At 39.1% G+C, this 19,392-nt stretch carries 20 protein-coding genes; 14 read left to right on the top strand and 6 right to left on the bottom strand.

The genetic code is table 11. From position 1 onward, the window contains the following. Positions 1–105 precede the first annotated feature (105 nt). Positions 106–501, top strand: a complete 396-nt coding sequence (locus tag I9192_RS15200) for a hypothetical protein (RefSeq protein ID WP_009584173.1) — start codon at positions 106–108, stop codon at positions 499–501. Next, the gene (locus I9192_RS15195; protein WP_151714272.1) at positions 501–1,277 is read left to right on the top strand and encodes a helix-turn-helix domain-containing protein; all 777 of its coding nucleotides are present in this window, start codon (positions 501–503) and stop codon (positions 1,275–1,277) included. Before I9192_RS15200 ends, I9192_RS15195 begins: the two co-directional genes overlap by 1 nt. An 82-nt stretch (positions 1,278–1,359) precedes the next feature. Here the strand turns inward: I9192_RS15195 and nadB are convergent, their stop codons facing one another. Continuing rightward, positions 1,360–3,003, bottom strand: a complete 1,644-nt coding sequence (gene nadB / locus I9192_RS15190; protein WP_009584216.1) for an L-aspartate oxidase — start codon at positions 3,001–3,003, stop codon at positions 1,360–1,362. A gap of 225 nt (positions 3,004–3,228) precedes the next feature. Here nadB and I9192_RS15185 point away from each other — a divergent pair, with 225 nt between their 5' ends. Then, entirely contained in the window at positions 3,229–4,629 is a 1,401-nt protein-coding gene (locus I9192_RS15185) for a Do family serine endopeptidase (protein ID WP_004829291.1), read from the top strand. A 97-nt stretch (positions 4,630–4,726) separates the two neighbouring features. Continuing rightward, a complete protein-coding gene (locus I9192_RS15180) occupies positions 4,727–5,179 on the top strand; it encodes an acyl-CoA thioesterase (protein WP_004829286.1) in 453 nt (150 codons plus the stop codon). Positions 5,180–5,317: 138 nt separating this feature from the next. Here I9192_RS15180 and I9192_RS15175 read toward each other — a convergent pair whose 3' ends face one another. The 3 genes from I9192_RS15175 to I9192_RS15165 are packed head-to-tail and all read right to left on the bottom strand — an operon-like array spanning position 5,318 to position 8,822. Continuing rightward, positions 5,318–6,172, bottom strand: a complete 855-nt coding sequence (locus I9192_RS15175; protein WP_171494674.1) for a phosphatase PAP2 family protein — start codon at positions 6,170–6,172, stop codon at positions 5,318–5,320. Beyond that, a complete protein-coding gene (locus tag I9192_RS15170; protein WP_200149888.1) occupies positions 6,169–7,794 on the bottom strand; it encodes an ArnT family glycosyltransferase in 1,626 nt (541 codons plus the stop codon). Before I9192_RS15170 ends, I9192_RS15175 begins: the two co-directional genes overlap by 4 nt. Next, positions 7,791–8,822, bottom strand: a complete 1,032-nt coding sequence (locus I9192_RS15165) for a glycosyltransferase family 2 protein (protein ID WP_042087674.1) — start codon at positions 8,820–8,822, stop codon at positions 7,791–7,793. The genes I9192_RS15170 and I9192_RS15165 overlap by 4 nt, the downstream gene beginning before the upstream one ends. Positions 8,823–8,929: 107 nt before the next feature. Here I9192_RS15165 and I9192_RS15160 point away from each other — a divergent pair, with 107 nt between their 5' ends. The 10 genes from I9192_RS15160 (at position 8,930) to miaE (ending at position 17,680) form a co-directional block, all read left to right on the top strand. Continuing rightward, the gene (locus I9192_RS15160; protein WP_228289326.1) at positions 8,930–9,943 is read left to right on the top strand and encodes a lysylphosphatidylglycerol synthase domain-containing protein; all 1,014 of its coding nucleotides are present in this window, start codon (positions 8,930–8,932) and stop codon (positions 9,941–9,943) included. Positions 9,944–10,202: 259 nt separating this feature from the next. Next, entirely contained in the window at positions 10,203–12,020 is a 1,818-nt protein-coding gene (gene lepA, locus I9192_RS15155; RefSeq protein ID WP_004829275.1) for a translation elongation factor 4, read from the top strand. A gap of 21 nt (positions 12,021–12,041) precedes the next feature. Continuing rightward, positions 12,042–12,896 (top strand): signal peptidase I, encoded by an 855-nt coding sequence (gene lepB, locus I9192_RS15150; protein WP_004829273.1) that lies wholly within the window; start codon positions 12,042–12,044, stop codon positions 12,894–12,896. Between the two features lie 319 nt (positions 12,897–13,215). Continuing rightward, positions 13,216–13,590 carry a DUF4845 domain-containing protein gene (locus I9192_RS15145; protein ID WP_004829270.1) on the top strand — a complete coding sequence of 125 codons (375 nt, stop codon included), beginning with the start codon at positions 13,216–13,218 and terminating at the stop codon, positions 13,588–13,590. Then, positions 13,562–14,254 carry a ribonuclease III gene (rnc, locus tag I9192_RS15140; protein ID WP_200149887.1) on the top strand — a complete coding sequence of 231 codons (693 nt, stop codon included), beginning with the start codon at positions 13,562–13,564 and terminating at the stop codon, positions 14,252–14,254. The genes I9192_RS15145 and rnc overlap by 29 nt, the downstream gene beginning before the upstream one ends. A 5-nt stretch (positions 14,255–14,259) precedes the next feature. Next, entirely contained in the window at positions 14,260–15,288 is a 1,029-nt protein-coding gene (era, locus tag I9192_RS15135; protein ID WP_004829267.1) for a GTPase Era, read from the top strand. A 21-nt stretch (positions 15,289–15,309) separates the two neighbouring features. Then, positions 15,310–15,501 carry an NF038104 family lipoprotein gene (locus I9192_RS15130; protein WP_035300043.1) on the top strand — a complete coding sequence of 64 codons (192 nt, stop codon included), beginning with the start codon at positions 15,310–15,312 and terminating at the stop codon, positions 15,499–15,501. An 11-nt stretch (positions 15,502–15,512) separates the two neighbouring features. After that, positions 15,513–16,232 (top strand): DNA repair protein RecO, encoded by a 720-nt coding sequence (recO, locus tag I9192_RS15125; RefSeq protein ID WP_004829264.1) that lies wholly within the window; start codon positions 15,513–15,515, stop codon positions 16,230–16,232. Positions 16,233–16,263: 31 nt separating this feature from the next. Further along, positions 16,264–16,989, top strand: coding sequence for a pyridoxine 5'-phosphate synthase (gene pdxJ, locus I9192_RS15120; RefSeq protein WP_042087669.1), 726 nt, complete (start codon positions 16,264–16,266; stop codon positions 16,987–16,989). Between the two features lie 34 nt (positions 16,990–17,023). Next, entirely contained in the window at positions 17,024–17,680 is a 657-nt protein-coding gene (miaE, locus tag I9192_RS15115) for a tRNA-(ms[2]io[6]A)-hydroxylase (RefSeq protein WP_009584207.1), read from the top strand. A gap of 79 nt (positions 17,681–17,759) precedes the next feature. Here the strand turns inward: miaE and I9192_RS15110 are convergent, their stop codons facing one another. After that, a complete protein-coding gene (locus tag I9192_RS15110) occupies positions 17,760–18,749 on the bottom strand; it encodes an aldo/keto reductase (protein WP_004829258.1) in 990 nt (329 codons plus the stop codon). Then, positions 18,746–19,387 (bottom strand): hypothetical protein, encoded by a 642-nt coding sequence (locus tag I9192_RS15105; RefSeq protein ID WP_046761560.1) that lies wholly within the window; start codon positions 19,385–19,387, stop codon positions 18,746–18,748. Before I9192_RS15105 ends, I9192_RS15110 begins: the two co-directional genes overlap by 4 nt. Positions 19,388–19,392: the final 5 nt, after the last annotated feature.

Genomic DNA, 19,392 nt, shown 5'->3' with positions numbered 1-19,392 from the left:
TCATAAAAATTTGGCTGGATTACCCTATTTTTTGGCTCAATTGGGTAATGTGTATTCATGTGAGCACAATAAAATGATAATTATTCTTATTTGAGGAGCCATGCCATGTTTATCCAAAATTTAGAAAATTTTCCAATCATCCCTGTGAGCTTCCGACCCGATGATGCCGTTTCAGTCAGTGAAACCATTGCCATATATGAATCATTACTTAGCCGAAAAGAAACATTTGTCTTTCTCAGTGAAGGCGCATTTCCTGCACAAAAGGCGGATCACGAGGCACGTAAACAGGTTGCTGCTTGGGTAAAGTCAAAACGTGAGATTTTGGCACAATACGTTAAAGCATTTATCCATATTGAGCCAGATGCAGATATTCGCTTGGAAACTCAAAAGTTTGCCAATAATTTTATTAAGTTCTCAGGTTATCCGATGTTTATTGTTGATAATCATCAACAAGCGAATAAAATAATTGATGCTGTGCTCAGGAGAAAAATGGGCGAATAATGATGCAAAATGAAACCTTCCATTCACGATTGGATCAGCATAATTTGCCTTTATTTGTATTAAAAATCGATCGGCAAGTTCCAGACTGGGAACTTGCTTCTCACCAACATGAGCAAAGTCAGTTATTGGCAACTACAAGCGGATTGATTACGGTTGAAACACCATCAGGAATTTGGGTAGTTCCAGCGCAGCATGCCTTATGGATTCCATCAAATACCTTACATAAAGTCAGTAGTTACGGTATTTCAACAGGTTATGTAGCATTTGTTAATACTGTGTTGCAGCATTTTTCAGCACACACATGTACCATGTTACAAATGACCCATTTAATGAATGCAATGTTAGAACGGGTTGAAACATTTTCTGAAACATCATTTGTAGAAAACAATCGACGTTTAATGGACTGTTTGCTAGATGAAATACAGTCTACTGCTCACCCAATATTTTATTTACCGATGCCAAAAGATTCGCGTATGTTACAGATCGCGCATGATTTATTAAAACAACCAGATCAAAATCTAAATTTGGCTGAATGGGCGAGTCGTTGCTGTATGAGCGAACGCAGTTTGACACGGATTTTTCATCACAATACTGGAATGAGTATTAATCAATGGCGACGAAAATTACATGTGGTCTTGGCACTGCAATGGTTGACTGATGGGGATTCAGTCCATCAAGTTGCAATGAAATTGGGCTATGATAGTGATAGTTCTTTTATCGTCATGTTTAAGAAAATTATGCATCTATCGCCAAAAAGCTATATGCGACAATCATGAGAAATAATCAATAAAACCCAAGTGCGTTATTATGCAAAAAATGAATAATAGCCAGAATCATCTGGCTATTTAACTGTCCTCTTTAAACTTCAGCATTCACTAAAGGGGTTTCGACCGTAAAGTTAGGAGGGGTCAAAACGGTTTTTCTTAACTCGTTAGAAAGCTCGGGATAGTCCAGTGTGTAATGTAGACCCCGTGACTCTTTACGTTGCATCGCACAGCGCACGATCATTTCTGAAACCATGACCAGATTACGTAATTCAATCAAGTTCTTACTGACATGGTAGTCTTGATAATACTCAGTAATCTCTTTTTTAAGCATTTCAATACGGTGTAAGGCACGTTGCAAACGTTTCGTGGTACGAACAATACCAACATAGTTCCACATGGTTTGGCGTAGCTCATCCCAGTTTTGTAAGATGACCACATCCTCATCTGGATTTGTCGATTGTGATGCATCCCATTCAGGAACATTCGGGCTTTCAAATTGGTGGTCAAATTTGGCTTCAATATCTTTTGCCGCACTCATGCCATATACGAAACACTCCAGCAGAGAATTACTTGCCATACGGTTTGCACCATGTAAACCTGTATAGGATGTCTCGCCAATCGCATATAAACCTGCAATGTCTGTTTGGCTGTTTTCATCCACAACGACACCACCACAGGTATAGTGTGCAGCTGGTACGACTGGAATCATATCCTGAGTAATATCAATTCCCAACTCCAAGAGACGAGCATACAGGGTAGGGAAGTGCTCTTTGACAAATTCTTTAGGTTTATGACTAATGTCCAACCAGACATGCCGAATACCTAGACGTTTGATTTCATAGTCAATTGCACGGGCGACAATATCTCGTGGAGCAAGTTCAGCACGTTCGTCAAAGCGTAACATGAAACGTTCGCCATCAGGGAGACGTAAATACGCACCTTCGCCTCGCATCGCTTCAGTGATTAAGAAAGAGCGTGCTTGAGGGTGATATAAACAGGTTGGATGAAATTGATTAAACTCCATATTTGCAACACGACAACCTGCTCGATATGCCATGGCAATTCCATCACCAGTCGCAATATCAGGGTTCGAGGTGTACAAATAAGCTTTCATGGCGCCCCCACAAGCAAGTGCGGTAAATGGGGCTAAAAACGTATGTACTTTTTCGTTGCTTTCATCTAAGGCATAAAGACCCACTGCTCGGTTCTGTTGTTGTTTGTGCCCCAGCTTATGTGTAGTGATTAAATCAATCGCAATGTAGTTTTCAAAAATTTCGATATTTTTCTTTTCACGGGCTCTTTCAACTAAGGTGGTTGAAATCGCTTTCCCAGTGGCATCAGCTGAATGGATGATACGCCTTTGAGAATGTCCACCTTCACGGGTCAAGTGTAGTTGCTCATCTTCATCTAAGGTAAACTGAACACCGTGGTTTAACAGGAAATCGACTGAAGGTCGTCCACCTTCAACAGTATGCTTCACTGCATCAAGCTCACATAAATGCGCGCCTGCAATCATAGTGTCATCAATATGCTGTTGAATGGAATCAGTTTCATCAAGCACAGCAGCAACACCACCTTGAGCATAATAAGTGCTTGCATCTGTCAATGTAGATTTTGCTAAAACAGCAATATTGAAATGTTCAGGTAAGGATAAGGCTAAACTTAAGCCTGCACCGCCACTACCCACAATAATCACATCGAATTGATGAGTTGTGTTTAAATTAGGCATGTCCATCAGCTAATTTGAAAAATGTTTGCTAATAACACTCTTTTTTTTAACAAATTACAATAGTTAGATGCGTCAGATTTTAGTATAAATAGGCTATTCTCAGTCTCTTAATATGATTTTAAGTAAAGTATTGTTTTATAAAAAAATGTAAACATATTATTACGCAAAGACATCAAATAATATGTTACAAATATTTTTTAAGCACAATCATCAGATGTAGGTTCGTGATAAATGAGTAATGGTCTAATGCAAAAAGGAATGTATGCAGCAGTATTCACTGTCGCTGCGGCTACATCACAAGTACAAGCTTCAACACCTGTCGATTTCTCTAATTTGGTTGAACAGGTGAGTCCGGCAGTTGTTAGTGTAAACGTTGTGAAAAAACTGTCTCAGGAAGAATTGCTACAGCAGCAAGTGCCTGAAATTCTGAAACGTTTCTTTGGTAATCAGATCATTATTCCGCAACAGCGAGCGCCACAAGAAAAAACAGCTTATGGCAGTGCATTCTTTATCAGTAAAGATGGTTATCTACTCACCAACCATCACGTGGTTGAAGATGCTTCTAAAGTGACCATCATGCTCAATGACCGTCGCGAAATTGATGCTAAAGTGGTGGGGAGTGATGAACGTACAGATGTGGCTTTGCTTAAAGTTGAAGGAAATAATTTCCCATCATTGTCGGTAGGCAATGTCGATCAACTTAAAGTGGGGCAGCCTGTACTTGCGATTGGTTCACCATTTGGTTTTGACTATTCTGCATCAGCAGGTATTGTCAGTGCGAAATCGCGAAATATGATGGGCGAAACTTCTGTTCCATTTATTCAAACTGATGTTGCCTTAAACCCTGGTAACTCAGGTGGTCCATTGTTTAACCAACAAGGTCAAGTGGTTGGAGTAAATTCACGTATCTTTAGTGGTACGGGTGGATATATGGGCTTGTCATTCTCTATTCCAATCGATGTCGCGATGGATGTCGTGGACCAACTGAAGAAGAATGGTAAGGTGACACGCTCATATCTTGGTGTAATGTTACAAGATATCGATCGAAATCTTGCAGAAGCGTATAAGTTGGATAAACCCGAAGGTTCATTGATTACTCAAGTGGCACCAAATTCTCCAGCGGAAAAAGCGGGCTTTAAATCAGGCGATGTGATCCTAAAATATAATGGTTCACCAATTTCACGTACTTCAGAATTATTGAATTATTTGAATCGTACTCAACCAAATCAATCCGTGAAACTTGAAGTATTGCGTGATGATAAGCCGAGAGTGATTACAGCAACATTAACAGTTGCTCCTGATGATACTCCAGCAAAAGTTGATAATACGACAACGTCAGCTAAGCCTCACAAAGGTCCTGTGATTGGTGTTGCGATTCGTGCTTTGACTGAGCAAGAAAAGAATCGTTTAAATGTGAAAGGTGGTGTGTTAATTCAAGATGTAACACGAGGCGGTTTGGCTGCTCAATCTCGAATCTTGCCAGGTGATGTGATTACGCAAGTGAATAATAAGAAAATCAACACACCGAATGATTTCGTGGATGCTGTAGCAGAGTTGCAGAAAAATACCGTTGCACGTGTGGCAATTGTGCGTGAAGGGCAACATGCGATGATTGGATTACGTATTCAATAAATCGAATTGATGTGAATCAGCCACTCTAAGAGTGGCTTTTTTATGTCAAAATGCAGAAGATTTTTTAAATAGTGATCAAGAGAGAAGGAACGTTTACATGAGCTCAGTATTTGATTTGGTTCTTCAAGTTAAACCAGAACATATCGATGTTTTAGGTCATGTGAATAATGTTGTCTATGTGCAATGGATGCAGGATGTGGCTTCAGCACATATTGAAACTTTAGGTGTAGGCTTAGATCAATATTTGGAAATGAAGCATGCTATGGTGGCAGTAGAACATCATGTGCAGTACCGCAAAGCAGCGATGTTAGATGATAAGATCATTTTACGGACATGGCTCTATGATATTAACGCCTTGTATTCTTTCCGTCAGTATGCGTTTTTTAATGCCAAAGATCAGACTTTACTATTTACAGGCAATACCAAATGGGCGTGCATTGAAATTGCCACAGGTCGTCCAAAGCGCATGTCACCAACCTTTATACAGGCTTATCAACCTATAAATACAGACATAGATCCTTATGATTTAAACTCAATCGTAACAGTTTGAATCAAGACTCATGATTTGTTTTGAGTTTGATCATTAAAATAGTTTGGATTAATTCATCCAATAAAATATTACAGATTGAATATTGCTTTATAAGTTAAAGAAAAAGGTAAAATTCAAGTGCGAGTGAAAACTTTAAATTTAAGATTTATTTTTCTCAAAAGCAACAGTCTGTAGTTGAATTGACGTTGAACGTAATCGTGGGCGGTAGCTGTGATCAAAGACCAATTTAACCCGAAAATTTAGCTCGATTAGAATAAGGGTAATGTAGGTCAAAGCACAGACAGATAATAATTTTGCCAAACCTAAAGCAAGTGGATAACCACCATCAAAACTCCACAGAAAACCTGCACTGATTGCGGCTAAAGCATATAAAATATTGGCACTAAAACGAGTTCGACCAATTTGTTTGGTTTTTGAGGACAGTTTTAGGATGATTGTTGCGCTATACCATCCCCACAGCGCACCAATCACAATATCTAATGGCCAGTGAACACCAACCACCACACGGCTTAATGCGATCAACGTTGCCAATGAAATTACACAGAAAGTAAATGCTCTGTGATATCTAAAACTATTGAGCTTAATATATTTACTCAATACACCCGCCAGTACAAATGCTGTTGCGGCATGACCGGAAGGGAAGCTATGATATTTTAGTGTCTTTCCGATGATCTCAACATTGTCTATGCCTAGATAAGTAATCGGACGAACAATTTCAAGGAATTGTTTAACGACATGTACACCTAAGCCAGTAATGAGTACTGCAAGAAGACCTAACCAAAGTAGATGAGCGTTGTGACGACAGAAAAATATCAACAGGACATAAGCCGTTAAACCATCTCCCATAAAGGTTATATTTTGCCAAAACCAATCTGAGTGTGGTGGCATTCCATTGATCATTAAGAAAAGCGGCGTATTGATTGCATAATAGTGATGAATAAGTTCCCAAGCTAAAACGCAAAATATTGGAACAATAAAGAATAGAATCATCATGAACTTCCTTTCATTTTCGGAAGTTTGACTAAAACAACACCTCCTTTGTTGAATAGAACTTCTGCATTAGGAAAGGCTTGAAGATTTTCTAAACCTGTAAAAACCACCTCGCCAGGTCTAGGTTCTCGTATAGGAACAACTTTTTGTAAGTAGATACTGAAACTGGGCATGTCATGACGCCACATCACAATGGGTTGCGTAATCTTCTGCGCAAATATTCCAGCTTGTTTGACAGGTTGCTGCTGAATAGATCCATAGGCAGGTATCACTACATGAATGATGGTTAAACTGAAAATGATGCTGGCTAAAACCTGACGTAGCCAAAGCACGTATTGACTACGGAATAAAATGATGAGTATGAGGAGGAGCGCGAAAAAAATAGAAAGCCGATATTGCAAATCCAAAAATGGTAATCCATCCCGGACCATTGCCACCACTTCAATTTTCTTTTCATGCGCAATAATGTACTGTCCAATTTCTGGAAGAAAAATCAGCAGCAGCATCAATAAAACGATGGGTAATGCGACTAAGTAGCGTGATCGCAGTTGATCGCGATATTTTGCCATCAGGATAAAAATTGGTGTTACACCATATAAAAGATAATGTGGAAGCTGGGTTTTAGAAAAGCTGAAGAATATCAGCACAAATAAAAACCAGCTCCAGCAAAAAATATCGAGTGAATCAAGACGCTTTAAAGCAGAAGAAGAAAAAAACAGCCGCAGATGACTTAATAACTGAAGAAAGAAACCTGTGACAGGCATAAAAACCAATAAACTTACAGGCAGGTAGTAAAGTAAATTCCCACCATGATTTTCCATCGTATTGGAAAATCGAGAAAGATTGTGCTTTAAGAAAAAGCCGTCAATAAATGCTTGCCCTTGTGCGAGATATTCAGCAATGTACCAAGGTAAGAAAACTGTAAGGCAGATTAACCATCCAAGTGGATTGATCAGCAAACCTTGCCAAGCTTTAAATTTTTTACTTAATAAGGCGTAAATTGTGATGCTGGCAATGGGGATTAAAATAGCAATCGGACCTTTGGTCAGTACACCTAAACCGACCCATAAATAAGCGCGTAAGGCATATTTGGATGAAGCCTGAGAGTGTGTATGCTGTTGGTTGAAATGACGATAAGCATCAAATAAAGCAAGACAGATCCATAAATTAAGCAAAGCATCAGCTGTGGCTGCGCGTGCGATAATTGAGATAATCAGTGAACTCGCAAGCAGGATACAGGCTGTTGCTGCTTTTGAGGTATCTAAAAGCTGCCGACAAAACTCATAAATTGCCCAACACCACAGTGTGGCACATAATGCAGATGGAAGGCGTAATGAGAATTCATTTAATCCAAATAGAAAGACAGAAATGGCTTGCAGCCAGTAGATCAAAATTGGCTTATCAAAGCGCAATTCACCGCCCATATAGGTGGTGATATAATCGCCTCGAATTAACATTTCCATGGTCGCAGAACTAAAAGCACCTTCATCAAGATCAAATAATGGTGAGCTTCCCAAACCTATTAAAAAATTCAAAGCGAGCAATAAAATTAACCAACGCGATTGAAAAAGTTTTTGGGTTGATTGAAAAAGCGGGGAGATTAATATTGATGTCTGACCTGTCATTGCCCCCTCCGATGCTGATAAACACGGCGAATGAGATAACTTTTATGATTTTTACTGTCTAGATAAGTTCGAGTAATCAGTTCAGCGATAATACCAGTCATCAAAAATTGTAGTGACATCAACACGCACATCACGCCAATGAGCAGCATGGGACGTGTACCGATGGAGTGACCCAGAATATATTTATCAATTGCCAGATAGGTCAGCATCACACTACCGATACAGCCCAAGAGCAGTCCGATTGAACCAAATAAATGACCGGGACGCATAAGATAACGTTGAAAGAACATCACTGACATTAAATCTAATATCACGCGAATCGTTCGAGAAATACCATATTTGGATTGCCCGAATTGTCTGGCATGGTGACGTACTGGTACCTCTCCAATACGTGAAACGGGAACGACACTGGCAACCCACAAAGGAATAAAACGATGCATTTCGCCGACTAAACGGATTTGTTTGATAATTTCGGCACGGTATATTTTTAGGCTGCATCCATAATCATGTAAGCGTAGACCTGATATTCGACCAATCAATCGATTGGCGAGTAAGGAAGGAATTTTTCTTAACAATAAGGCGTCTTGTCGGTTTTTACGCCACCCCACCAATAGATCAAGATCCTGATCGATCAGTTGTTGCAACATGGCTGGAATATCATGTGGATCGTTCTGTAAGTCACCATCCATCGTCACAATGTACTGCCCTTGAGACTCGTCAATTCCAGCCTGCATGGCTGCTGTTTGCCCATAGTTGCGGCTTAATTGAATCAGTCGTGCATTCAAAGGGCTTTGAAGTAATTTTTGCTGAATAGTGTATACGGTAGCATCACAACTACCATCATCAACCACGATTAATTCCCAAGGTCGCTGTTGAGTGCCTAAAGCCTGTTGTATGGTGTCGATTAAAGCGACAACGGTTTCCTCTTCATTGTAAAGAGGAATTATCAGTGAGAAAAAAATAGATGAGTAAGAGGGCTTAAGTAGATATAGCTCTTCCTCAGGTTGTAATAAAAATGCGTTATGCATAGCTGATGTAATTGTTATTGATTCGTGTTTGAATTATATATTGTTAAATTTAACTGAAAGATTACGATTCCATGATTTTTTAATGACAATAACAAAAGGTAGCGCCTGTGTTTGAACAGAGAGATCCAAATATAAATAATCAAGTTGGCAGGCGACCCAAATATTTGCCACAACTGTTACTGATGATTGCCATCGTTTTGTATGGTACGGTGATTGAATGGTGGTTTGGTTGGTTACAAGTTTTTGAGGCTTGGGCACATGTGCCTATCCAATATTTGATTATGGCTTTGATCCTGCTGCAGATGACTTATCTGATACGAGGTTGGCGAATTTATGATTTCTTTTTACCCATCACCCGTGGGCAGGGGATGACATGTTGCCGAATCATGCTGATTCATAATCTACTCAATAACTTATTGCCTTTTCGTTCTGGAGAAATCAGTTTTCCTATACTGATGCGACGTTATTTTACTGTAAGCCTTAGCTATGCGACTGCGGGATTATTACTGCTTAGAATACTTGATTTACAAGTGCTGCTTGGATTGGGTTTTTTCGCCCTTTTATTGTTAAAACACTCTAATAATGTATGGTTGTGGGGGGGGATGGTTTTATGGTTCACGTCACCATTAATAATATTACTTTTTACGCCGTGGCTAAAACGTTATTCAGAAAAGCTCAATACTCAGGGGCGATTGAAAAATTTACTTGAACAAGTTTTATTGGCAATGCCATTGCATTTGAACAGTTTACTGCGGAGTTGGTTATTCACGCTCATCTGCTGGGGAAGCAAGATTATGGTTTTTGCAGCTGTTTTAGGCTGGTTCATTCCATTGCAATGGTGGGAAGCAGTGGGTGTGAATATTGGAGGCGAGTTGAGTTCTGTGTTACCTATTCATGCCCCAGCAGGACTTGGGACCTATGAAGCCGCAATTTTGGCAACTGGAAAACTGTTTAATCTCTCAGAAGCTAAAGCATTATTATTTGCCGCTGTACAATTGCATTTGCTGATACTCATCAGCACACTATTCGGCGGTTTAATCGCGTTATTTATCCCTGCTCATGTTCAGTTTCCAACTAAAACTAAGGCAAATAAAAAGCAGGAAAAAGATGAAATAGATTGAAAGGGAAACTTACATACACCCTGCTCATGTTCAGTTTCCAACTAAAACTAAGGCAAATAAAAAGCAGGAAAAAGATGAAATAGATTGAAAGGGAAACTTACATACACCCTATCGGAGAGATAGTTTTTCTCAAAGCCTTACTATATTTTTAACATTGATCTGCTTATACTGTGCAGCAATTGGGAAATTTCATTTTTTGCACGCCATAAGTACTTTTGATATTGAGTACATGATGGTGGACATATTTTTAGAGTAGTTTATGGCAGTAGCTAAGAAGTCTGTTAATATCAATAACATACGCAATTTTTCTATTATCGCTCACATCGACCACGGAAAGTCGACTCTTGCTGACCGATTTATCCAAATGTGTGGTGGATTACAAGATCGTGAAATGCAGGCTCAGGTTTTAGACTCTATGGAGCTTGAGCGTGAGCGTGGAATTACCATTAAAGCGGCTTCGGTAACATTGTATTACACACACCCAAATGGTCAAGAATACCAGTTAAACTTTATTGATACTCCGGGACACGTTGACTTCTCTTATGAAGTTTCTCGCTCATTGGCTGCCTGTGAGGGTGCTTTATTGGTGGTCGATGCTGCACAAGGTGTAGAAGCACAATCAGTTGCCAACTGTTATACCGCCATTGAACAAGGTTTAGAAGTACTGCCAATTTTGAATAAAATTGACTTGCCTCAAGCTGAACCTGAACGTGTAATCCATGAAATTGAAGAAATTATTGGAATTGAAGCAACACATGCACCGACTTGTTCAGCAAAAACAGGTTTAGGTGTTGAGTCAGTTTTAGAAACTTTGGTTGATATTATTCCTGCACCTCAAGGTGATCGTGATGCACCGCTCCAAGCACTGATTATTGACTCATGGTTTGATAACTATTTGGGCGTGGTTTCTTTGGTTCGGATCAAACAAGGTCGTGTGCGTAAAGGCGATAAGATGTTGATGAAATCAACAGGCCAGTCTCATATCATTACCTCAGTGGGTATTTTCAATCCAAAACATACAGAAACAGGCATTTTAGAGGCTGGTGAAGTTGGTTTTGTGATTGCGGGGATCAAAGATATTTTTGGTGCGCCAGTGGGTGATACGATTACACTTGCAACAACACCAGAAGTTGAAACTTTACCGGGCTTTAAAAAGGTCAAACCACAAGTCTATGCGGGCTTGTTCCCAATTGATGCCAGCGATTTTGAACCATTCCGTGAAGCCTTACACAAACTGCAAATCAATGACTCTGCATTATTCTTTGAACCTGAAAGTTCAGATGCGCTTGGTTTTGGTTTCCGCTGTGGCTTCTTAGGCATGTTGCACATGGAAATCGTACAGGAACGTTTAGAACGCGAGTATGATTTAGATCTGATCAGTTCTGCACCAACAGTGATCTATGAAGCATTGATGAAAAATGGTCAAACGATTTATATCGACAGTCCATCTAAAATGCCAGACGGTTCAACTGTAGAAGATTTACGTGAACCCATTGCAGAATGTCATATCCTTGTTCCTCAAGAATATTTGGGCAATGTGATGACGCTGTGTATTGAGCGTCGTGGTGTACAAAAAGATATGAAGTTCTTGGGTAATCAAGTGTCGATTAGCTTTGAAATTCCGATGGCTGAAGTGGTCATGGATTTCTTTGATAAATTGAAGTCATGCTCACGTGGTTTTGCCTCTTTAGATTATAACTTTGTCCGTTTTGAAAGTTCATCTCTGGTTAAGGTTGATGTATTAATTAATGGTGATAAGGTTGATGCTTTAGCAATGATTTGTCATCGTAATGATGCACGTCACCGCGGTATTGCTTTAGTTGAAAAAATGAAGGATTTGATTCCACGTCAAATGTTTGATGTTGCGATTCAAGCCGCAATTGGTGCGCAAATCATTGCGCGTTCAACGGTAAAAGCGATGCGTAAAAACGTATTGGCTAAATGTTATGGTGGTGACGTTTCTCGTAAGAAGAAATTGTTATCTAAACAAAAAGAAGGTAAGAAACGTATGAAGCAGGTGGGTAGTGTTGAAATCCCACAAGAAGCGTTCCTTGCTGTGTTAAAAGTAGAAAGATAAAAACTAGAGGTCTGATTGGTCATGGATTTTGATTTTAATTTAATTCTCGTTCCTGTAACGCTGGTATTTTTTGCGCTGTGGTTACTTGATAAGTTTGTACTGAAACAACGTGCAACAAAAGGAAAGGGGAATGAAAATGTCGTTATTTCATGGGCATATGATTTCTGGCCTGTTCTAGCGGTTGTTCTTGTTTTACGCTCTTTCTTCTTTGAGCCATTCAATATTCCTTCTGACTCTATGGTTCCGACCCTAGAGACAGGAGATTATATTTTGGTCAATAAGTTTCAGTATGGCGTACGTTTACCAATTACCAATACCAAGATTCTGGATATTGGTGAACCACAACGTGGTGATGTTGCTGTATTCCGTTATCCAGAAAATCCAAAAATTAGCTATATCAAGCGTATTATTGGATTACCGGGTGACCATATTGAATTTAATCAAGGTCAGTTGACTATTAATGGCAAAAATGTAGAGCAAGTTCCAGCTGAATTTAGTCGTGAAAAAGATATTTTAGATACACCAAAATCGATTTACTACTATGAAACAATGGGTAACCATAAGCATTTAGTTCGTTTATTGGAAGGTCAAAACCCGCTTGTTGCTGCATTCAATTATGCACAGAACAAACAAGACTTACCTTATGTAGCGACTGCAAATGATCGCTTTGTGAAGTCAAATGGTCAAAGTTGGGAAGTGACTGTGCCTAAAGGTCAATATTTTGCGATGGGTGATAACCGTGACCAAAGTGCCGACAGTCGTTTTTGGGGATTTGTACCTGAAGAGAATTTAACAGGACATGCAATTTATGTTTGGATGCATAAAGAGCCAGGTCTAAAAATTCCATCATTTAGCCGTAATGGAGCAATTCAATAAAACCGAGTTGCAGCAAGTGTTAGAAATAAAGAAAGGTCAATGTTTATTGACCTTTCTTTTTTATCTGTTAAAACTATGAAGTTATATTGATTTATAAGAAAAATAAAACAGAACAAATGATTTGAACTAGCAACTTGACGTCGTTTAAAGGATAATAGTGGCGATAAATTTTTTATCACAGTATTGTTTTCCAGTGTATAAGAAGTTTATAGCCAATTGAAAATGATGAATCTGCCTAAATCAAATGGTTTGATCTTGGCGTTTGCTGATTTTTTAATTGTCATTAGGGATTATTTATTCTTACCTGTTGGATAAAAAAATGCGTAAAAATCAACAAGGCGCTTCATATATTGGAATTTTATTGGGGATAATTGCTTTAGCTTTTATGTTGAAAATCATAGTAGCTGTATGGCCATTATACTGGGATGATCGTGTGATTAACGGTCAAATTGTAGAGCAAATCAAAAATAGCTCTGCTGAAATCACACCATTGAAATTTGCAACAGAAGTTGACAAAAGGTTAGAAATGAACAATATCCGAGACACTAAATTCGAAGATATTGCGACTGTTTCAACTAAAGATGGTTTACAAGTGACTAAAAAATATGAAGTACGGAAAAATTTCATGCTGAATATTGATTTAGTCCTCACTTTCGAGAAGAGTTTTGATCAAAGGTCAGTTGAAAGTAAGTGATCTTCGCTTACAAAGTAGAATCGGTTACCAGTTTAAACAACCCGAGTTATTACAACTCGCGCTGACTCATCGTTCGGTGAGTCACAAACACAACTATGAGCGTCTAGAGTTTCTGGGTGACTCATTGTTGGGGATGATCATCGCAAATTACTTATATAATGCCTATCCGCATGAAAATGAAGGGCGTTTAACCCGTATGCGTGCAACTTTAGTGCGTCAAGAAGCGTTGGGTAAAATTGCCAATGACTTAAAATTAAGTCAAAGTTTAATTTTAAGTACAGGTGAATTGAAATCTGGCGGTCATCATCGTGAGTCAATATTGGCAGATACTGTTGAAGCGATCATTGGGGCGATTTTTACAGAAAGTCAAGATTTACCTTTGTTGGAATCCATTGTTCTCAAATGGTATGAACCTTATTTGGATCATATCGAACCTACAGATCAGTTAAAAGACCCGAAGTCACGCTTACAAGAGTATCTACAAGCCCGTAAAAAACATCTCCCTGTTTATGAGGTGGTGGATATTCAAGGTGATGCACCCAATCAACATTTTAAAGTAGAATGTACTATAGATGGCTTACCTAAAATGATGGGTGAGGGATCGAGTCGCCGTTTTGCAGAACAGGCAGTCGCGGCGGATTTTTTAAAGCTATTGGAGCAGTAAACTGCATGAATACACATTCCGATCACAATGATGCTGATCACGAGTCGTCTGAAAACGGCAATGATTTAATTAATCAATTTTTTAGTTCACAAGGCACTGAAATTCCTTCGGATTATCGCAGTGGTTTTGTCGCAATCGTGGGACGTCCAAATGTGGGTAAATCCACTTTGATGAATCATTTATTGGGTCAAAAGTTATCGATTACTTCACGTAAACCGCAAACCACTCGCCATAAAATCATTGGTATTGATAGCCGTGAAAAGTCGCAGGCAGTTTTTGTGGATACTCCGGGTATGCATAAAAAAGAAGTGCGTGCCATCAATAAAATGATGAACAAAGCTGCACACTCTGCTTTACGTGATGTCAATCTGGTTTTATTTGTGCTTGATGCCCAAAAATGGACCCAAAACGATGAGTTGGTTTTAGAGAAACTTAAAAACGCAGAAATGCCAGTGGTTCTCATCATTAACAAGATTGATACCTTAGAAAATAAGCGTATGGTGTTGCCGTTGATTCAAGAACGTGCAAAGTTAATGAATTTTGCTGAAATTGTTCCAGTGTCTGCATTGCGCGGTGCAAACTTGGATCATTTGCGTGATGCGATTGAAAAATATCTACCTTTCCAACCGCCATTGTACTCATTGGATCAGTTGACTGACCGCTCTGAACGCTTTCTTGCGAGTGAAATTATTCGTGAGAAAATTATGCGTCAGTTAGGTGAAGAACTTCCTTATGATTTAACAGTTCAAATTGAATCCTTTAAAACAGAAGAAGCAACGATCAATGAAAAGACTGGTCGTCCTAAAGCTGCATGTACATACATTGATGCTACAATTTTTGTTGATCGCCCTGGTCAGAAAGCCATCGTGATTGGTGAAAAAGGTGCTAAGCTGAAAAAAATTGGTATGGATGCTCGTATCGACATGGAAAAAATGTTTGAGCAAAAAATCATGTTAACGCTTTGGGTCAAAGTTAAAGGTGGTTGGTCTGATGACGAACGTGCTTTAAAAAGTCTAGGCTATAGCGATATTTAAGTCATTTTGTTGGGAACTGTCATGATCCGAGTTATTTCCATTCTTGCATGCGTCATAATCCTACAAGGCTGTATTACTAAAATTGTGACGGTTCCAGTCAAAGTTGCTTATAAAACCACAAAAGGCGTAGTCAAAGGGACTGCGGCTGTTGTGGGAGCTGTTATTCCTGATGGAGATGACGATGAAGACAAGAAAAAAGAAAAGGATGATTAAGATAAAGCAAGATGCGCAATGAAATCTTGCATGGTTATTTAATCCATCATCGAAAATACCGCGAACGTAGTCATATTGTGCACTTGTTTACGCAAGAGCATGGTCGTGTCGATGGTATTCTTCGACAAACTCCACCTCCTCAATATCAACCGATTACCTTGCAAGCTTCAGGAAAATCTGAGCTTAAAAACTTTTCTAAATTGGAAATTTTAAATCAGCCGATTTTCTTTTATGGAGATGCCTTTTTTTCAGGTTTCTACCTCAATGAGATCATTCTTAGGCTTTGTCCACTTGAAGAAATGATGCCTGAAACTTTTCAGCAATATCATATGACATTGCAACATTTGCAGAAATTAGCTGAACATACACAAGCAGATTTATTTCTTCGACAAATTTTACGTCTGTTTGAACATGCGCTTCTGGAAGAGTTAGGCTTTCCATTGGATTATGAACATGATTCAAATCAACAGATGATTATTCCCGCACAACGTTATCAGTTCCAATTATCAGAAGGCTTTACTCCTGTATCACATACTTCTTCAGCCACTTTGCTCGGACAACAAATTTTGAGTATGGCAAGCTATGAAAAAGGTAGGGATTTTAGTCCAGAACAGTTACAATTATTGTCCAAGCTCTACCGACAAATGATTACATCGCTTTTGGGTGATCGACCATTAAAAAGTCGTCAGCTTTGGGTTCAAAACGCTCAATCTAAATCTTTGAGCCGTTAATTTCACTTTATTGGTTAATTAGGAAAATGTTATGGCTGCATTGCTAGGTGTAAACATTGATCATGTTGCAACACTAAGACAAGCACGTGGAACAACTTATCCTGATCCTGTGAAAGCAGCATTGATCTGTGAACAAGCAGGGGCGGAAGGCATTACTTTACACTTGCGTGAAGATCGTCGTCATATTCAAGATGATGATGTACGCCGTATGCGACCAGTATTGAAAACCAGAATGAATTTAGAGATTGCTGTAACTGATGAAATGGTTGCATTTGCAACAGAGATCAAACCGCATCATGTTTGTTTTGTGCCTGAAAAGCGCCAAGAAGTGACCACTGAAGGTGGTTTGGATGTTGTTGGGCATTTTGCAGATGTAAAAGCGGCAACTCAAACACTCACCGCAATTGGCTGTGATGTTTCATTATTTATTGATCCTGACTTTGCGCAAATTGATGCAGCCATTGCCTGTGGTGCGCCTACGATTGAGTTGCACACAGGTGCATATGCAGATGCTGAATCTGGTGCAGAACAACAAGCGGAGCTTGAGCGTATTGTGAAAGGTGCGGAATACGCAGCAGCTCAAGGTTTGGTGGTGAATGCGGGTCATGGTTTGAATTTGGACAATGTTGCTGCAATTGCTGCTATTCCACAGATTCATGAATTGAATATTGGGCATTCTATTATTGCCGAAAGTGTATTTGTCGGTTTGGCGCAAGCTGTAAAAGACATGAAAGCCGCTATTCAAGCTGCAGCTTAAGTTACCTTTTGATTTACCTTATTGAATTTTGATCATGTCGAATATGAATTATGATGAACTCATGCAACCTGTGATTGCTTTTTTGGGCTGTGAAACGCCAAAAGCTTGGTTGGATGAAGCATTAAACAATCTCCCATTGCTGATGCAAGATCATGCGAATTGTGAAAAGAAAGCAGCAGGAACAGCAATGAACTTGATGTTTCGCTACAGTTTTTTTACCGATTTACAAGTGAAACTGGCACAGCTTGTTCGTGAAGAAATGTTGCATTATGAGCAAGTCTTAGAATTTATGCAAAAACGTGGTCAAGCGTGGCAGGGATTAAGTGCCGGGCGTTATGCAGGTGGTTTACGTAAGGAAATCCGAACTTACGAGCCTGAAGCTTTAATTGATATTTTAGTCATCGGTGCTTTTGTTGAAGCTCGGTCGTGTGAGCGTTTTTACGCATTGGCACCGTTGGTGGATGATGAGCTTGGGCGTTATTACCGTTATTTGCTAAAATCAGAGTCACGCCACTATGAAGACTATTTGGCATTGGCTTTAGATGTTGCTCAAACTGCAAAATTAAAAGATCCTGAAGAAGATATTCAACAACGTATTGAATTGATTCGTGAAGTGGAAAAAGAGTTGATTTTAACTCCAGACAAAACTTTCCGCTTCCATAGTGGAGTACCCCTCAAGGGACGTGCTTAAGTCGAGATCTGTAGAAAAGACCAAAGTACTATTTTGGTCTTTTCGATTTTATAATCAAAAAAACGATAAAAACACTGATTTAAAATTTTTCTATTCCAGCCCAACCCGCTTGAGGATAGCGATCTCCTTGTATGTGCTCAGGGCTAAAGAGTTGATCTAGTTGCTGAATCTGTATATCACTCAGCATGACCTGATTAGCTTTTAAGTTATCTTGTAAATAACGTGATTGTCGGGTTCCAAAAATAGGCGTGACATGAGTAAATTTACCCATTAACCATGCTAAAGCGACTTGGGCATTGCTATGTTTCCATGAAGCACATATTTGACTAAACTTTTCTAGCAAAAGCTGATTTTTCTGGAATGAATCCCCTTGTAATCGAGGGAGGTGTTTTCTGAAATCTTGTGCATCCATTGTTGCTGGATTTAAATCAGCCGTTAAAAATGCACGTCCTAATGGACTATAGGCAACAAACTCAACATTGAGTTCTGAGCAGGTCTGGAGTAACTCTTGCTCTGGCTCTCTTGACCAAAGTGAATACTCACTTTGTACTGCCGTAACAGGTGCAACCGCATTTGCTCTTTTGAGCGATTGAGCAGAAATTTCGGAAAAACCAAAACTTTTGATTTTGCCTTGTCGAATTAAGTCTGATAGTGTCCCTGTTACATCCTCAATCGGGACTTCAGTTTGTCGACGATGACAATAATATAGATCAATCTGCTCAATGCCTAAACGTGTTAAAGATGCTTCACAAGCTTGGCGAATATAGTTTGGCGTGTTGTCGATACGTCGTTCATAGTGATTTTGATCACGTACAATTCCAAATTTAGTTGCAATCACTATCGCATCTCGTTGATTTCGATAATGTGCGATAAACTGTGCTAATAATTTTTCGTTGTGTCCATGTCCGTAAGTATCTGCGGTATCAAAAAAATTAATCCCAGAATCAAATGCTTCCTCTAAAATTCTAAGTGAATTTTGATCATCTGTTTGACCATAAAATTCACTCATTCCCATACATCCTAAGCCCATTGCTGAAATTTCAAGTGATGTCTGATTTAAATTCTTCATTTTGCTTGACCTATATAAGAGGGTTCATCTTTCAACCATGAGTCGTGTAGCCATTTTTCTGTTTTACGATGTCCAGGAAAGTTAATCCAAACAATATCTCTTTCAAAAATAATTGGATGTTGATTTTTTCCAACTATGACCCAAAACCAACGACCATCATTTAAATTGCGCATTTTGACTTTCATGCCTGAAATTTTTTGATTATTTCCATTGAGCTGTATAGTTTCATCATGCTGATCAACCCATTGAATTTTTCTATGTTGCAGTAAATCAGGTGCATAACGTTGTAAAAAATCATCAGCAATTTTTTGTGCCTGTACTTTGCTGGGTAAATTTCCATGAACCAGACTTGCATCTAAATAAGAAAATCCTTTCAAATTATGTGCAGCGTCTGATAAATAGCTAAAGTTTTCTTCACCTAATCTAAATGATGGTGATTTTTGAAAGCGTATCCATTGCACTTGTTGAGCATCAGTCGGGACAGGTTGCTCATGTACTTTTTGATAATGTGTGGGCATAAATTCAGCCAAAAATTGAGATACTTTACTTTCCTGACTGGGGGTATTTATCGGTGCTGTAACATTTGCAGAGCATGAAGCAGTAAATAAAGCACTGCCAAAAATTAAGGCGTATTTCATAGGGT

The sequence above is a fragment of the Acinetobacter bereziniae genome, assembly GCF_016576965.1.
In the GTDB taxonomy this organism is placed as follows: domain Bacteria; phylum Pseudomonadota; class Gammaproteobacteria; order Pseudomonadales; family Moraxellaceae; genus Acinetobacter; species Acinetobacter bereziniae.
This window is presented reverse-complemented; position numbering and strand designations above follow the sequence as displayed.

Excerpts from the sequence above, each read along its gene's own strand:
- I9192_RS15110 (WP_004829258.1), bottom strand. The coding sequence starts at position 18,749 with ATGAAGAATTTAAATCAGACATCACTTGAAATTTCAGCAATGGGCTTA.
- lepB (WP_004829273.1), top strand. The coding sequence starts at position 12,042 with ATGGATTTTGATTTTAATTTAATTCTCGTTCCTGTAACGCTGGTATTT.
- I9192_RS15200 (WP_009584173.1), top strand. The coding sequence starts at position 106 with ATGTTTATCCAAAATTTAGAAAATTTTCCAATCATCCCTGTGAGCTTC.
- I9192_RS15165 (WP_042087674.1), bottom strand. The coding sequence starts at position 8,822 with ATGCATAACGCATTTTTATTACAACCTGAGGAAGAGCTATATCTACTT.
- I9192_RS15195 (WP_151714272.1), top strand. The coding sequence starts at position 501 with ATGATGCAAAATGAAACCTTCCATTCACGATTGGATCAGCATAATTTG.
- I9192_RS15185 (WP_004829291.1), top strand. The coding sequence starts at position 3,229 with ATGAGTAATGGTCTAATGCAAAAAGGAATGTATGCAGCAGTATTCACT.
- lepA (WP_004829275.1), top strand. The coding sequence starts at position 10,203 with ATGGCAGTAGCTAAGAAGTCTGTTAATATCAATAACATACGCAATTTT.
- pdxJ (WP_042087669.1), top strand. The coding sequence starts at position 16,264 with ATGGCTGCATTGCTAGGTGTAAACATTGATCATGTTGCAACACTAAGA.
- recO (WP_004829264.1), top strand. The coding sequence starts at position 15,513 with ATGCGCAATGAAATCTTGCATGGTTATTTAATCCATCATCGAAAATAC.
- I9192_RS15145 (WP_004829270.1), top strand. The coding sequence starts at position 13,216 with ATGCGTAAAAATCAACAAGGCGCTTCATATATTGGAATTTTATTGGGG.
- miaE (WP_009584207.1), top strand. The coding sequence starts at position 17,024 with ATGTCGAATATGAATTATGATGAACTCATGCAACCTGTGATTGCTTTT.
- I9192_RS15175 (WP_171494674.1), bottom strand. The coding sequence starts at position 6,172 with ATGATGATTCTATTCTTTATTGTTCCAATATTTTGCGTTTTAGCTTGG.
- I9192_RS15180 (WP_004829286.1), top strand. The coding sequence starts at position 4,727 with ATGAGCTCAGTATTTGATTTGGTTCTTCAAGTTAAACCAGAACATATC.
- I9192_RS15170 (WP_200149888.1), bottom strand. The coding sequence starts at position 7,794 with ATGACAGGTCAGACATCAATATTAATCTCCCCGCTTTTTCAATCAACC.
- I9192_RS15130 (WP_035300043.1), top strand. The coding sequence starts at position 15,310 with ATGATCCGAGTTATTTCCATTCTTGCATGCGTCATAATCCTACAAGGC.
- era (WP_004829267.1), top strand. The coding sequence starts at position 14,260 with ATGAATACACATTCCGATCACAATGATGCTGATCACGAGTCGTCTGAA.
- nadB (WP_009584216.1), bottom strand. The coding sequence starts at position 3,003 with ATGGACATGCCTAATTTAAACACAACTCATCAATTCGATGTGATTATT.
- I9192_RS15105 (WP_046761560.1), bottom strand. The coding sequence starts at position 19,387 with ATGAAATACGCCTTAATTTTTGGCAGTGCTTTATTTACTGCTTCATGC.